Annotated in this window: 18 protein-coding genes; 8 read left to right on the top strand and 10 right to left on the bottom strand. The window is 51.3% G+C overall.

What is annotated here, in order from left to right; all coding sequences use genetic code 11:
- Window positions 1-19: 19 nt before the first annotated feature.
- From nqrE to AEST_RS03785, 8 genes are all read right to left on the bottom strand, one after another.
- On the bottom strand, window positions 20-628 hold the full coding sequence (gene nqrE, locus AEST_RS03820) for an NADH:ubiquinone reductase (Na(+)-transporting) subunit E (protein ID WP_008607200.1): 609 nt from the start codon (window positions 626-628) through the stop codon (window positions 20-22).
- Window positions 629-638: 10 nt separating this feature from the next.
- Entirely contained in the window at window positions 639-1,271 is a 633-nt protein-coding gene (locus tag AEST_RS03815) for an NADH:ubiquinone reductase (Na(+)-transporting) subunit D (protein ID WP_008607199.1), read from the bottom strand.
- Entirely contained in the window at window positions 1,264-2,058 is a 795-nt protein-coding gene (locus AEST_RS03810; protein WP_008607197.1) for a Na(+)-translocating NADH-quinone reductase subunit C, read from the bottom strand. Before AEST_RS03810 ends, AEST_RS03815 begins: the two co-directional genes overlap by 8 nt.
- Window positions 2,051-3,256, bottom strand: a complete 1,206-nt coding sequence (locus AEST_RS03805; protein WP_008607193.1) for an NADH:ubiquinone reductase (Na(+)-transporting) subunit B — start codon at window positions 3,254-3,256, stop codon at window positions 2,051-2,053. The genes AEST_RS03810 and AEST_RS03805 overlap by 8 nt, the downstream gene beginning before the upstream one ends.
- Window positions 3,257-3,258: 2 nt before the next feature.
- Window positions 3,259-4,596 carry a Na(+)-translocating NADH-quinone reductase subunit A gene (locus AEST_RS03800; RefSeq protein WP_039925024.1) on the bottom strand — a complete coding sequence of 446 codons (1,338 nt, stop codon included), beginning with the start codon at window positions 4,594-4,596 and terminating at the stop codon, window positions 3,259-3,261.
- Between the two features lie 253 nt (window positions 4,597-4,849).
- Window positions 4,850-6,043, bottom strand: coding sequence for an enoyl-ACP reductase FabV (gene fabV, locus AEST_RS03795; RefSeq protein ID WP_008607190.1), 1,194 nt, complete (start codon window positions 6,041-6,043; stop codon window positions 4,850-4,852).
- Between the two features lie 86 nt (window positions 6,044-6,129).
- Complete coding sequence (locus tag AEST_RS03790) at window positions 6,130-6,459, bottom strand: BolA family protein (protein WP_008607189.1); 330 nt, start codon at window positions 6,457-6,459, stop codon at window positions 6,130-6,132.
- A gap of 122 nt (window positions 6,460-6,581) precedes the next feature.
- Window positions 6,582-7,202, bottom strand: coding sequence for an alpha-ketoglutarate-dependent dioxygenase AlkB family protein (locus AEST_RS03785; protein WP_008607186.1), 621 nt, complete (start codon window positions 7,200-7,202; stop codon window positions 6,582-6,584).
- Window positions 7,203-7,234: 32 nt separating this feature from the next.
- Between AEST_RS03785 and AEST_RS03780 the strand changes: the two genes are divergently transcribed.
- From AEST_RS03780 to AEST_RS03760, 5 genes are all read left to right on the top strand, one after another.
- The gene (locus tag AEST_RS03780; RefSeq protein ID WP_008607185.1) at window positions 7,235-8,392 is read left to right on the top strand and encodes a methyltransferase; all 1,158 of its coding nucleotides are present in this window, start codon (window positions 7,235-7,237) and stop codon (window positions 8,390-8,392) included.
- A gap of 2 nt (window positions 8,393-8,394) precedes the next feature.
- Window positions 8,395-8,946, top strand: coding sequence for a YajG family lipoprotein (locus tag AEST_RS03775; RefSeq protein ID WP_008607184.1), 552 nt, complete (start codon window positions 8,395-8,397; stop codon window positions 8,944-8,946).
- 12 nt (window positions 8,947-8,958) lie between these two features.
- Window positions 8,959-9,537 carry a peptidylprolyl isomerase gene (locus AEST_RS03770; RefSeq protein ID WP_008607182.1) on the top strand — a complete coding sequence of 193 codons (579 nt, stop codon included), beginning with the start codon at window positions 8,959-8,961 and terminating at the stop codon, window positions 9,535-9,537.
- Window positions 9,538-9,653: 116 nt separating this feature from the next.
- The gene (locus AEST_RS03765) at window positions 9,654-9,977 is read left to right on the top strand and encodes a hypothetical protein (protein WP_008607181.1); all 324 of its coding nucleotides are present in this window, start codon (window positions 9,654-9,656) and stop codon (window positions 9,975-9,977) included.
- Window positions 9,978-10,058: 81 nt separating this feature from the next.
- On the top strand, window positions 10,059-11,429 hold the full coding sequence (locus AEST_RS03760) for an AmpG family muropeptide MFS transporter (RefSeq protein WP_008607177.1): 1,371 nt from the start codon (window positions 10,059-10,061) through the stop codon (window positions 11,427-11,429).
- 49 nt (window positions 11,430-11,478) lie between these two features.
- On the opposite strand, the gene AEST_RS03755 is transcribed toward AEST_RS03760, so the two are convergent.
- Complete coding sequence (locus AEST_RS03755) at window positions 11,479-11,721, bottom strand: helix-turn-helix domain-containing protein (RefSeq protein WP_008607175.1); 243 nt, start codon at window positions 11,719-11,721, stop codon at window positions 11,479-11,481.
- 203 nt (window positions 11,722-11,924) lie between these two features.
- On the opposite strand from AEST_RS03755, the gene AEST_RS17250 reads away from it, so the two are divergent.
- On the top strand, window positions 11,925-12,098 hold the full coding sequence (locus AEST_RS17250) for a hypothetical protein (RefSeq protein ID WP_008607172.1): 174 nt from the start codon (window positions 11,925-11,927) through the stop codon (window positions 12,096-12,098).
- 37 nt (window positions 12,099-12,135) lie between these two features.
- On the opposite strand, the gene erpA is transcribed toward AEST_RS17250, so the two are convergent.
- The gene (gene erpA / locus AEST_RS03750) at window positions 12,136-12,477 is read right to left on the bottom strand and encodes an iron-sulfur cluster insertion protein ErpA (RefSeq protein ID WP_008607171.1); all 342 of its coding nucleotides are present in this window, start codon (window positions 12,475-12,477) and stop codon (window positions 12,136-12,138) included.
- A 198-nt stretch (window positions 12,478-12,675) separates the two neighbouring features.
- Between erpA and AEST_RS03745 the strand changes: the two genes are divergently transcribed.
- A complete protein-coding gene (locus AEST_RS03745; RefSeq protein ID WP_008607170.1) occupies window positions 12,676-14,379 on the top strand; it encodes a chloride channel protein in 1,704 nt (567 codons plus the stop codon).
- Window positions 14,376-14,807, top strand: coding sequence for a CopD family protein (locus tag AEST_RS03740; RefSeq protein WP_008607169.1), 432 nt, complete (start codon window positions 14,376-14,378; stop codon window positions 14,805-14,807). The genes AEST_RS03745 and AEST_RS03740 overlap by 4 nt, the downstream gene beginning before the upstream one ends.
- Window positions 14,808-14,811: the final 4 nt, after the last annotated feature.

Genomic DNA, 14,811 nt, shown 5'->3' with positions numbered 1-14,811 from the left:
GGTGCTATTCCTCTACTGCTTACAGTTGAACGCCGGAGAAGGACATAAAGCCTAATCCCATTAAACCTACTACCAGGAAGGTAGTGCCCAGACCGCGTAAGCCATCCGGAATATCGGCATACTTCAGTTTTTCACGTACTGCAGCCAGTAAGGTAATCGCCAGCGCCCAGCCAACACCACTACCTAAACCGAATACTACGCTTTCACTAAAGGTATAATCACGCTCAACCATAAAGGCTACCGCACCGAAGATCGCACAGTTTACTGTGATCAACGGCAGGAAGATCCCCAGGGCGTTGTACAGAGCCGGGAAATACTTATCCAACGCCATCTCCAGGATCTGTACCAGCGCCGCAATAACGCCGATATAGGTCAGGAAGCCGAGGAAGCTTAAATCTGCATCCGGGAAACCGGCCCAGGCTAAAGCGCCCGGTGCTAACAAGTTAGCGTACACCAGATTGTTCACCGGTACAGAAATACCCAGTACCACGATAACCGCAACACCTAAACCAAAGGCAGTTTTAATCTTCTGCGATACCGCCAGGAAGGTACACATACCGAGGAAGAAGGCCAGTGCCAGGTTTTCAATAAAAACGGCACGTACAAACAGGCTAATATAATGTTCCATGCGTTACTCCTTAAGCCTTTTTCTCAACCTGCTCTGGGCGGAAAGTCCGCAATACCCAGATAAAGCAGGCGATAATGATAAAGGCGCTTGGCGGCATCAACAGGATACCCATAGGCTGATACCAGCCGCCTTCACTGATCAGTGGCATAATTTGTACGCCGAACACTGAACCTGAACCACCCAGTTCGCGGATAAAGGCGACGACCAGCAGTACCACGCTGTAGCCTAAACCGTTACCGATACCATCCAGGAAGCTCATCCCCGGAGTACTCTTCATCGCATAGGCTTCAGCACGGCCCATTACGATACAGTTAGTGATGATCAGGCCAACGAACACTGACAGCTGCTTCGATAAATCGTAAGCGTACGCTTTCAGGAACTGGTCAACGACGATTACCAGCGACGCAATAATCGTCATCTGTACGATAATCCGCACACTGGACGGAATATGGTTGCGAATGGTCGAAATAAACAGGTTAGAAAATGCCGTTACAAAGGTCAGTGCCAGACACATAACCAAAGCAGTGGACATCTGAGTTGTTACTGCCAGCGCAGAACAAATACCCAGTACCTGCAGCGCAATCGGGTTATTGGCAAAAACCGGCCCGAACAGTACGGTTTTGATTTCTTTTGCATTAGCCATTGCTTAAGGCTCCTTGACGTACTTTAGCCAGGAATGGACCAAAACCATTCTCACCGATCCAGAAAGTAAAGGTGTTCTGCACGCCATTGGCAGTCAGCGTTGCACCTGATAAACCATCAACCTGATGCGCAGATTGCGGATCAGCATTACCTGGCTTCAGGATAGATAACGCCAGCTCACCGGCCTCATTGGTCAGTTGCTTACCGACAAACTGGGCTCTCCAGCGTGGGTTCTCGATCTCACCGCCTAAGCCTGGTGTCTCACCCTGCTCATAGTAGTTCAGACCGATAATGGTATTACCATCCACTTCCAGCGCCAGGAAGGCGTGCATAGTGGACCACAAGCCATAGCCATGTACCGGCAGCACGATCGCTTTCAGATTACGCTCAGTATCATACGTCAGATACACAGGCGCAAATTCAGAGATGCGGCGGATAGAGGCAACATCATCAGGCTGAGCCAGAGCCCGGCCATCTTTCAGCGCTTTACGGTAATCAAAATTTTCAGCACAGCTGCGGTCACAGCTGGCATCAATTTCACCCGTGCTCAGGTTCACCAGACGGGTTTCGATATGCTGGTTAAACAGCTCTGCTACCCGGGCGGCTGGCGCACTGCCCTCAACCAGACCGACGCTGCGCAAAATGTTGATTTGCGAGTCTAACTTTTTATTCGCTTGCTGAGCTGGTCGTAATTGTACCGCCGCAGTAGACACCACGATGGCACAGACCAGACATAAAGAAATTACTACGATCAGCGTTTTGCTGATGCTGTCGTTATTACTAGACATTACGTGCCAGCCTCCGCTTGATATTGGCTTGCGCCACGAAGAAATCGAATAAAGGAGCGAACAGGTTAGCAAACAGGATCGCTAACATCATGCCCTCTGGATAAGCCGGGTTAACCACACGGATCATCACCACCATAAAGCCGATCAGAATACCGTAGGCCCACTTGCCCTGGTTGGTAAAAGATGCCGATACCGGATCTGTCGCCATAAAGAACATACCGATGGCAAACCCACCCAGCACCAGATGCCAGTGCCACGGCATAGCAAACAGCGGGTTAGTGTTCGAACCAATAGCATTAAACAGGTAGCTGGTCAGGATCATACCGACCATCACACCCAGCACAATACGCCAGGACGCAATGCGGAAGTAAATCAGCGCCAGACCACCGATTAACAGCGCTAACACAGAGGTTTCACCGACTGAACCCGGAATAAAGCCCAGGAACGCATCCCACCACAGTTGGGTGTTAGCAGCATAGTCCAGTTCGCCCATCTGCGCTTTACTCAGCCAGGTGGCGCCTGAATAACCGTCAGCAACAGTCCATACCGCATCACCGGAAATTTGTGCCGGGTAAGCAAAGAACAGGAAAGCACGACCAGCCAGTGCCGGGTTCAGGAAGTTACGGCCTGTACCACCAAAGACTTCTTTGGCAACAACGACACCGAAGGTGATACCCAGCGCAACCTGCCACAACGGAATAGTGGCGGGCAGAATTAACGCAAACAGGATTGAACTGACAAAGAAACCTTCGTTCACTTCATGCTTACGGACAGAGGCAAATAAAACTTCCCAGAAACCACCGACAATAAAAGTTACGGCGTAAATAGGTAAGAACCAGACGGCACCGTAGAACATCTTGCTACCCCAGCCGGAGTCAGCAGTTAATTCACCGCCTAAGGCTGAGAAAATCGCTACCTGCCAGGTATCCGGCGTCGCAAAACCCTGCGCCAGCGCCAGTGCTGCCTGATGGCCGATGTTATACATGCCGAAGAACAGTGCCGGGAACAAGGCTAACCAAACGAAAATCATAATCCGCTTCAGATCGATACTGTCGCGCACATGAGTGCCGTTTTTGGTAACGTAGCCAGGCGTATACAGCACTGTCGCTACAGCCTCGTATAAGGCGTACCACTTTTCGTATTTGCCGCCTTTTTCAAATTGCGGCTCAATGCGCTCTAAAAAATGCTTTAAGCTCATGATTAGCCTTCCTTCTGGATGGTCGTCAAGCAGTTGCGCAGAATGGTGCCGTAGTCATATTTGCCTGGGCACACATAGGTACACAGCGCCAAATCTTCCTCGTCCAATTCCAGACAACCTAAAGTTGCTGCCTCGTCAGTGTCGCCGGCAATCAGGTTACGCAGTAACAGCGTAGGCAGGATATCCAGCGGCATTACCCGCTCGTAGTTACCGATTGGTACCATGGCGCGTGACGAACCGTTAGTCGTGGTCGTCAGATTGAACAGCTTTTTCGGGCTTAAATGGCCCAAATAAGCGCGGGTTACTGAGTGCTTTTCGGCACCAGGTGCAATCCAGCCCAGGAAGTGTTTTTCAAAGCCTTCCGCCAACACTGAAACCTGAGTATGGAAGCGCCCTAAATAACCGTGCACACCGTGCGCTGTAGTACCAGCCAGTACTGAGCCAGAGATAATACGATTTTGACCGTCAGCAAGTTCACCGGCTGTCAGCTCAGCGGTCGACGCACCCAGTACGGTTTTCACCAAACGTGGATTTTTCACTACAGGACCAGCCAAAGCAACCACACGCTCACTGTGCAGCTGACCGGTGGTAAACAGCTTACCGATGGCAATAACGTCCTGATAGCCAAGGTGCCAAACAACCTTCTTGGCGCCAGCACCATCCAGGAAATGGATATGGGTACCAACCAGACCAGCCGGGTGTGGGCCGTCAAACTCAGCGACAGTAACCTGGCTGACGCTAGGGATACTGCTACCCGCTTTTTTAGTCAGGTAAGTCTTACCGTCGGTTAAGCGCGAGATCACCGTTAAACCTTGCTTAAAGGCTTCGGCATCGGCATTGATTATCACTGCAGGATCGGCGGCCAACGGATTGGTGTCCATTGCATTGACGAAGATAGCACGTGGCGTACTGTCAATGGCCGGAGATTGGGAAAAGGGCCGGGTACGGAAGGCAACCCATAAACCCGAATCAACCAGGTTTTGTTTTACCTGTTCTGCACTCAGGGTAGCCAGTTGCTCGGCCGGATACTGCGTGAAAGTCTCAGCCGCATCGCCTGACACCGCAATCACTACCGATTGCAGTACGCGTTTGGCGCCACGATTGATTTCCTTCACCGTACCAGCTGCCGGAGCTGTGAATTTCACGCCAGGGTTTTTCTTATCTTCGAAAAGCACCTGACCTTTTTTCACGCTGTCACCCACTTCGACCGCCATGGTCGGACGCATACCTACATACTCTTCGCCGAGTACGGCGACAGTAGTAATGGCATTGCCCGTAGTGATCTCTTGTTTAGGACTGCCTGCAAGGGGAATGTCCAAGCCTTTTTTGAGTTTTATCATACGTACTTGCACTACTATTTTGGGAAGAAACAGGGCCTAGTTTTTCAGCTGCGCCAGCGCAGCACACCTGGTTTGCGTTTTGCACCACCTGCAATTGTACAAAAGTTAACCAGATACACGTATTAAAGTCGCGAATTTTAGCACTAATACCGTCTTCTATCCATGGTATTACCAAAAATTCTGTGCCAATTACCACCTGTCGGGGGTAGAGAAAAACCGCCCTCGGGCGGTTTTTGCGGCTTTGTCAATACGACTAATTGACCAGATGCTGTAATGGACTCAGCGGTGACACATCCGCCTCGTAATCCACATGCTGGTAGCCAAAGCCGAACAAACGTAAAAACTCATTATGGTAGCCGACATAATCGGTCAGACTATCGATGGTGTCTGTCGTGACCTGGCCCCATAAGTCTTTCACCGCCTGCTGCACATGATCGCTTAGTTCTTTGCCGTCCATCCGTAACCGGCCGGCATCGTCCAGTTGCGGGGCTGTCGCATATAAGCCCTGGCGGAACAAACCATTAATCTGTTCAATACAGCCTTCATGGGTACCCTCAGCTTTCATCACTCGATACAACAGCGAGATATACAGCGGCATAATTGGAATAGCCGAACTGGCTTGAGTCACCAGGGCTTTTAATGACGCAACATAGGCTTTACCCTGCTGCGCACTGAGCTTAGCGGTAATGGCAGCGGCAGCGCGATCCAGATCTTCTTTTGCCTTGCCGATTGTCGCCTTGCCGTAGATTGGCCAGGTGAGTTCCTTACCAATATAGGTATAAGCTACCGTCTGACAGTTGTCTGCTAACACACCGGCGGCATGCAGTTGATCCAGCCAACGCTCCCAATCTTCGCCACCCATCACCTTAACGGTATTAAAGATTTCTTCGTCATTAGCCGGCTCTACCGACACCTCTTCAATTTCACGCTTCGACGTATTCAGATTCTTGGCGGTATAGGCCTGACCAATAGGTTTGAGTACCGAGCTGTACACCTCACCGCTCACCGGATCTTTACGCCGTGGTGCGGCCAGACTGTACACCACCAGATCAATTTTCCCCATTTCGTGACGGATCAAATCAATCGCTTTGGCTTTTAACTCATCGGTAAAGGCATCGCCGTTTAAGTGCTTGTTCCATAAACCTTCAGCATCGGCAGCAGCTTCAAAGGCGGCAGTGTTATACCAACCGGCAGAACCGGTTTTACCCTCAGTCGGTTCTTTTTCAAAGAAAATACCCAGGGTCGCGGCACCTGAACCAAAGGCGGCAGTAATGCGTGAGGCCAGGCCATAACCGGTAGAGGCGCCGATCACCAGCACATTCTTTGGACCACCGCTTACCGGCCCCTGCTGCTTAACATAAGCAATTTGCTCTTTTACATGCTCCGCACAGCCAACCGGGTGTGCGTTAGTACAGATAAAACCACGAATCTTTGGTTGAATAACCATAGCCAATCCTGTTGTTGTCTTTATGAAAAGTGTCGCTAGTGTAAAACTTTACCGCTAAAAACAGGTCGGATCAGCAAAAATCGTGCTCAGGACGCTTTTTCGGCTTTACTGCCACCAAAGCACTTCGGCGAAACCGGCGGCTTTTCCGCATAATATTCGTACCATTCCGACGGCGTGTAAGTATGTAAAGCCAGGGCATGGATTTTCTCAGCCAGCTCTTCCGCGACAATGGCATTTACGGCACGGTGGCGCTGTAATAAGCGCATGCCTTCAAACTGCGGGGTCACAATCACCACCTTAAAATGCGATTCCGAACCCGGCGGCACATTATGGTTGGCACTCTCATTGACTACGTCCAGATGAATAGGGTTAAAAGCATCCAGTAATTTTTGCTCTATTGCAGTATGGATTAACATCTTGTCCAGCTCCTGTTGGCGTCCTGAACTTAATTTTAGTCAAAGCCGACCGCTTTGTCCCCAGTCGATCAAGCTACAGCAGCTGGATCTTGGCTAAGCTGATAACGGCATTATAAAAATAATTATTTTGACGCTATGTATCGAAAGGTCAGATTGATCCGCTCCGTATTCGCCGCCGCCTGCTTCGGTAAGCGATGCTGCCAGTATTGCTGACATTCGCCCGCCATCAACAGCAAGCTGCCGTGCGGCAGCATCAGCTGCAGCTGACAGCCCAGCTCACGATGTTTTAAATCAAAGCGGCGCGGATAGCCCAGACTGACCGAAGCAATTTGCGGCGCAACACCCAGTTCCGGCTCATTATCAGCATGCCAGCCCATATGATCCTGACCATCGGCGTACTGATTTAACAACACACAATTAAACGGCAGCTGTAAGGCCTGACTTAGCTGCAACGCCAGCGACTTGACTGCCGGATGCCAGGGCTCTGGTAAAAAGTCGGTGCCCGAGTAACGATATTGACAGTGGGGCTCCCCCATCCACACCTGCCGCCTTGGGATTGGCACTGCCTTACCATAAAGCCGGATGCTGGCACGCTGCCAGGCTAACTGCTGACTTAACACTTGCTGTAGTTGATCTGCCGCCGTGGCCGGCAAAAATGCCGGCCAAAGCTGCAGTTCAGCCTGCGGTAAACTAAAGCATTGCCGTTGCTGATTGCGGTTGTCGCTGGGGGTGGCTCGTGTCAAAATAGCTCCCTCTCTGTTCTGAATAGGTTGTTATGAATACTCTGTTTACCCGCGCTGACTTACAGTTGCAACTGGCACGTTGGCCACTACAACAGCCTAATCACAGTTTACAGGCCTGGGATGCCGCTGATGAACTGTTACTGGATCGCGCCCTACCCGCGTTAAGCGCTATCACCGCCAGTGGCAGAGTCGCCAAGATCCTGATTTTAAATGATAGCTTTGGTGCTCTGTCCTGCGCGCTTGGCAACAGTCAGCAATATCTGGTGCAAGACTCCTATATCGCCCAGCAGGCCTGCCGCCATAACCGGCAACAAAATGGCCTGACGCTGGAAGGCATTACCGAATTGACCAGTCTGGATAGCTTGCCCGCTGCCCCCGATTTGGTATTGCTAAAACTACCGGCTAATCACAGTTATCTGGCCTGGCAACTGTCAGCACTGAGTCAGGTACTCAGCGCCAATACCCAGCTGCTGATTGCCGCCAAAGCCAAAGATATTCACCGCAACGTATTGGCCATTTTTGCCCGCTATATCGGTCCGACTCAGGCCTCGCTAACCCTGCGCAAGTGCCGTTACCTGGATTGCCAATGGCAGCCGGGATTACCACATACTGCCCCGGATTATCCAAGCCGCTGGCCCTTGCCTGAAACCGGCTTTATGCTGGTGAATCATGCCAATGTGTTCGCCCGCGACAAACCGGATATCGGCGCCCGCTTTTTTCTGCAACATTTACCCACGGTCACAGCCGGACAACAGGTCATTGATTTAGGCTGTGGTAACGGCATGTTAAGCCTGCAGCTCCTCGCGCAGCAAGCAGACTGTCAGCTGCTACTGACGGACGAATCTTATATGGCCGTCGAATCGGCCCGGCTCAGTGTGGCAGAAAATTTTCCTGCCGCGCTATCGCGTTGCCGCTTTGTGGTCGATGATTGTCTGAGCCAGCAAGCCGATAACAGTGCCGACTGGGTACTCTGTAATCCACCCTTTCATCAGCAGGCTGCAGTGACCACCCATATTGCCAGTCAGATGTTTTACGACGCCAAACGGGTATTAAAACCCGGTGGTAAAATCAGAATTGTCGCCAACCGCCATTTGCCTTACCGTCAACAACTGGCAAAATGCTTTGGTAACTGCCGGCAATTAGCGGCTAACCCGAAATTTATTATTCTAGAGTCCACCAAAAGGAGTTAACTATGCGCTATTTATGGCTGACGCTGGCAATACTGCTGGCTGGCTGTGCCACCCAGGTGCCGTCTTTTATTGTGGCACCCCAGATCTTCTGGCCGCAGCAAATGGAGCTAAACGGCAAGGTATTTAGTTTTGCACTGGTCGATCTTCGCCCCAGAGCTCAGACGCTGACCATCCGCCAGGGCAGCAATGAACAGCACTACCGCACCAGCAATGATGTGCGCGCCCAATTGGAACAAACGGTAGCCGCTGCGTTACAGGAAAAAGGTGCGACGCTGAATAGCCAGAGTCCGGTACAGATGAAAATCCAGATCAATCAATTGCAATCTAATGTAATTCAACGGCCGCTGGATCATCAGGTCACTAACCAGGTAACAATGACGGTTTTTATCCAAAGTGATAATGGGTCCTTTACCAAGTCCTATGCCGGTGACAGTAACTTTACCTCGCCGTTAAAAGTTGACCTGGCTGCCGTTGAGCGCGAATTACGGGTCCTTACCGAGCAGGTATTAAATCAGCTGCTGCAGGACCCGGCCTGGAAAGATGCCCTGAATTAACGGAGGTCACAGATGCGTATTCTGCTTTGCTGCTTATTGCTGCTAAGCCCGGCCTTATCAGCCGGGCAGTTTATGCAACCGGATAATCTGTTTCCTAAAGTGCAGCTAATAACCTCGCATGGCGACATCGTGGTCGAGCTGGACCGCAGCCGGGCGCCATTAACGGTTAATAACTTTCTTAGCTATGTGAAGAAGAACAGTTACAACAATACGGTGTTCCACCGCCTGATCCCAGGTTTTGTGCTGCAGGGCGGCGGCTATAACCCGGACTTCAAAGCAATCGAGACCTTAAAGCCGGTTTTTAATGAGTCCGGCAACGGCTTAAAAAATCAGCTGGGCAGCATTGCCATGGCCAGACAAAGCGATCCGCACAGTGCTGATAGCCAGTTCTATTTTAATCTGAACGATAACCCAAGCCTGGATCCTGGCAGTCGCTGGGGCTATACAGTGTTTGGTCAGGTGGTTTCCGGTATGGACGTGCTGGAAAAAATTCAACAAATCGAAACCGACGTCTCAGAGCAACTGGGCTGGCCGGATGTACCAAAAGAGCCGATTATCCTGAAAATGGTCGTACTGCTGCCGCAGGAATAGCAGCCTCAAGACGCTATTCTACTCCCGATTAAGCTGTAGAAAAAACGCCGCTGGCCCAGCAGGGTCAGCGTTTCTGCACTATACTGTGGCAAAGGTCAGCAGACCGGAGCAGGAGCATGCCGCAAGGTTTTATTGAGCAAAAATCCCGCCAGCTGGTTTTTTATGCCTCACGCTTTTTGCGTGGTCAATTGCCGCAGGCAGAATTGCATCTGTTTATCTGGGATACGCTGGAGGAATGGGCTGCGCTGCCGGTACGCCCTGCCTGGCCGCCCAGTTATCAGGAGCGGGTGTTCTGGCATTTGCTGCATCAACTGGAATATTGGCCGGAACAGCAATTACGCGCCGACCGACAACTGAAGCGCCGGCTGCAACACTGCCTCGGTTATCTGGCCGGCAAAGGCCAGCGCCCGGCCGATTGCGTTGGTTTACGCCCACTTTAAGCTAATTTTCTGCAACCAAAAGGCTTTGCCGCCGCCTTAGTCTCTGTTAAGGTCAGCCTCAATTCTCTGCAAGGTTTTTTTATGCTCTCAAAACAACAAGGTGCGGCACAAAGCTGGCGCCAGGCGCTTGCCAGTTATCAGGATATCCGGTTGCTGTTTATTTTTTTTATGGGCTGTGCTTCCGGCTTTCCCTGGGTATTGATTGGCTCCAATATGAGTGGCTGGCTGAACGACGCAGGCCTGTCCCGGGCAGCTATCGGCTATTTTGGCTCCATCTTTGTGGTTTATGCGCTGAATTTTTTGTGGGCACCCTTGTTGGACCGGGTGAAGCTACCACTGCTGGGAAACTGGTTAGGACAAAGACGCAGCTGGATCCTGCTAATGCAAAGCCTGATGCTGTTCGCTACGCTGGCGATTGCCTACACTAACCCTGGTGAAAGTCTGCTATTTACCTCGCTATTGGCGATGACCATTGCCCTGGCGTCCGCAACCCAGGATGTGGCGATCGACGCCTACCGGATTGAGCTGATTGGCGATGACACCAATCGGGTGGCTCCGGCGGCAGCAATGGGAGTAATTGGCTGGTGGACCGGCTATTCACTGCCGGGCTATCTGGCGTTTAGCCATGCCGATCAGTATGGCTGGCCGGCGGTCTATCTGGGTATGGCCGCGCTGATCGCTTTGTTGATGATATTTACCCTGCTCAGCCGCGAACCAAACACAGAACGTGAGCAGTTACAGCAAGCTGCCGCCGCGCGTTATCAGGCATCGCTGGGCCGCACCGCCGGCAAACCCTACCTGGTCTGGTTATCGGTTACGGTATTTGAACCCTTTGTGGAGTTTTTCCGCCGTAATGGCTGGCAACTGGCCATCCTTATCCTCAGCTTTGTGTTCTTATTTAAGATTGGTGAAGCCTTTTTGGGCCGGATGTCGATCCAGTTTTATAAAGAAGTGGGATTTAGCAACGAACAGATCGCAGAATACTCCAAGCTGGTTGGCTGGGTGGCGACTATTGGTTTTACCCTGATTGGCAGTGCTATCAATATCCGTTTTGGTATTATCCGCGGCCTCTTTATCGGCGGTGTGGCGATGGCAGCCAGTAATCTGATGTTTGCCTGGATTGCGCTGGCAGGGCCGAAACCGGAGCTGTTTATTGCCGCTATTCTGGTAGATAACTTTACCGCAGCGTTTTCTACAGTGGCCTTTGTCTCATTCCTGACCTGGCTGACCGGCCGCGCCTTTACTGCTACGCAGTACGCCTTACTGGCGTCATTAGGCAATCTTGGCCGTACCACGCTGGCGTCCTTTAGTGGTGAGTTGGTCGATGCCTTAGCAGGTAACTGGGCGTTGTTCTTTGTGATCACCGCGCTGATGGTGATCCCCGGCTTGTGCTTATTGCTGATTGTCGGCAAGAAATTACAGCAACGTGAACAGCAACGAACCTCAACCTAGCTCAAGAACGCAACAGGCCGCATAATGCGGCCTGTTGCTTTGCTTAAAATTAGTTACTGGTAACCTGCCTGAGTCCCTCTGCCGGATCCACTTCCAGCGCCTGACAATACCGCACGAATTCCACCACATCCAGCCGCCGCTCCTGATTCTCCACCTTACCGATAAAGGAATGTGGCGTACCCAGAAGCTCGGACAAGCTGCGCATCGTATGTTTCTTTAGTTGGCGCTGTTGCTTCAGCCAGGCGCACAACTTTTTATTCTCATCCGAAATAACGCTTTTTGTACCTTTCATTTTTTTTCTTCTCCCAGCGTGTTACGCTTTGTTTTAATTATGATATCGCTGCGTCCTGCGCCTGACTCCAGACCGAACTTAGCCGGCCGCAAAATGTGTGGTGTCTTAATTAATATCATAGCTTGCGACGAGCGTACAGCTTGGCGCGACAAAAAACAGACCGCAGGGTCAGAAAATCATCTAAACGGCACTGGAGATCACCGATGGTAAGACTGCTGTTTCTATTACCGATACTGATGTGTCTGGGCTGGTACCTGTTTCTCAGACACTATCAGATCCCGCTAAAACAGGGCGTAAAAGGCTTTAGCTATATTATCGCCTTTAATGCTGTACTGGGGCTGATCTTGTGGGGCTTGCTGATCCTGACCAACCGTTAACGGTTGATCAGGTAAGGGCATATTGACGCCTTAAGCATCAAACAGAGAACGAAGAACCGCAACCGCAGGTGGTGGTCGCGTTAGGGTTTTGTACAACAAAACGGCTGCCCTGCAAGCCTTCGGTATAATCGACCACGCCGCCCATCAGGTACTGCAGACTCATCGGATCAACCACCATGGCGACGCCCTGCTTTTCGATCAGCAGATCGCCTTCGTTTACCTTTTCATCGAAGGTAAAACCATACTGGAAACCCGAGCAACCGCCACCGGTAATATAGACCCGTAATTTCAGTTCAGGATTTTCCTCTTCGCTCACCAGAGCAGCAACCTTGCGGGCGGCAGCATCGGTAAATTCTAACGGGATTTGCATTTCAGACATGATGGCTCCAACCGGGTTACAACAGTGTGGATTATCTAATACCTGACTAATTTATTCAAGTATTCCGGGCTGCCACCTGTTAACTGCTCCGCTGGTTTTACCAACCAAGGGCTCCCTATCTTAGTCGTCATAGCTAACAGGCAGCGGGCAAATTTTGTGTTAAACTTCTGACACTAAAACTAAAAACGAATCTCTGTTATGCGGCGCTGGCAAGAGCAGCTGCCCGCCTTACAACGGCGGCTGGCGGTTCCTCAAACTTCGTTACAACTTTGTCTATTAGGTATGCTGGGCGGCCTGATCGCGGCGCTGCTGATTATTCTATTCCGGCTGGCCATTATCGGCCTCCAGGGTTTCTTTTTGCAGCACAGCGACGACTTTAGCAGCATCAGTGCCGAGTACCGCTGGTTGTTACCGCTGCTTGGCGCTACCTTAATTGGGTTAATTGCCCTGGCAACCGGCTATAAACACTACCGGCTGGGTATTCCGTTTGTCATTCACCGCATCAAAACGGCTTACGGCATTATGCCGTTTCGCAATACTCTGAATCAGTTTTTTGGCGGCATTCTGGCACTGGCCAGCGGTTTCTCGGTTGGCCGTGAAGGCCCGTCGGTACATCTTGGCGCCTATGGTGCCAGTACCGTGGGCCGCTACCTGCAGCTGCCTTACAACAGCGTGCGCATTCTGGCCGGTTGCGGTATTGCTGCCGCGATAGCGGCGTCTTTTAACACGCCGCTGGCGGCGATGATCTTTGTGATGGAAGTGGTACTGCGTGAATACCGTATTCATGTCTTTATTCCGGTGATGCTCGCCTCCGTCGTCGGCGCTATGGCGACGCAACTGGTGTTTGGCCACGATAAAGAGCTGGCAGCACTGGAGATTATCAGCCTAAGTGTCTGGCATTTTCCTTATCTGGTGCTGTGTGGCGTGGTGATTGGCGCCTTTGCCTGGCTATTTAACCGTAATTTAATGCGGATGCTGCAATGGTTCAAAAACTGGCCCTTATTACTGCGACTGGCACTGGCGGGCGTTATCACTGCTGCGGTTGGCTATATCATTCCCCATGCGATGGGCGCAGAAACCGGCGCTATCCAGTTTGCCATCGACAGCCCGACCGCAGTGCATTTGTTGCTGCTATTATTAGCGGGCAAAATGATTCTTACGCTCTGTGCCATTGGTCTGGGTGTACCCGGCGGCATTATCGGCCCGATCTTTGGCATGGGTGTCGTACTCGGCACCATTCTGGCGATAGTGCCGGCAGTACTGGTTGATAATACCAGTAACTCTGGCACCTATGCGGTATTGGGTATGGCTGGCCTGATGGCTGCCACCCTGCATGCGCCCCTGGCAGCGCTGGTGGCAGTAATGGAGCTGGCGGCAAACCAGCAAATCGTGTTGCCGGCCATGTTGGTGATTGTTACCGCCTATGTCACCACGGTACAGTTTTTTAATAATAAATCCATCTTTATGACCCAACTCGATTTTATGCAGCTGCCCTATAAGCTGTCGCCGGCGGACGATGTGCTGCAGAAAGTAGGGGTACTGGCCGTGTTAAATCAGGACTATAAGTTACTGCTCAACCCGGATGAGGCCACAGTGCGTCGTGAGCTGGCGGATTTGACACCACCGCAACAATTATTGATTAAACGCAACGACACCGACACCTGGCAGTTTTACACTGCCCAATATGATGTCAGTTTATCGCTCAGTGGCGACAGCAGTATTCAGTACGCCGCAGTAAAAGGCTTGTCACATCAGGCAACCATGGCTGAAGTATTGCATGAACTGGAAGATCGCCGTGAAGGGCTGGTGTATATTTACCAGCAAGAACCGACCGAACCTATTGGCATTATCCGCTGGGACCAGTTGCGGGCCCTGCTGATTAAACAGAATAATTTAATATGACGCTAATCCTCATTTACAAAGCCCTGCATGTGTTTTTTATGGTGGCCTGGTTTGCCGGTATTTTTTATTTACCGCGGCTGTTTGTCTACCATGCCGAAACCCAAAGCCCGGACTGCGATGCCACCTTTAAGGTGATGGAGCGACGCTTACTGTACTTTGTTACACCTTTTGCCATCCTGACGCTGGTATTTGGCTTGCTGTTGATCGTCAGCTATGGCCGGGCCTGGTTCGCGGTAAGTAGCTGGCTGCATTACAAACTGCTACTGGTGACAATACTGTATCTCTACCATGGCTACTGCTTTAAATTACTGGCCGACTTTAAACATAACCGCAACCGCCGTTCTGCCCGCTTCTACCGTATTTTTAATGAGCTACCGGTCTTGCTGCTGTTGGCGATTATTTTACTGGCAACACTGAAGCCGCTTTAGCCAA

Origin of the sequence: Alishewanella aestuarii B11, from assembly GCF_000280055.1 — a bacterium.
Classification (GTDB): Bacteria; Pseudomonadota; Gammaproteobacteria; order Enterobacterales; family Alteromonadaceae; genus Alishewanella; species Alishewanella aestuarii.
The sequence above is the reverse complement of the archived record's forward strand: the minus strand, read 5'-3'. Positions and strand labels throughout refer to the sequence as shown.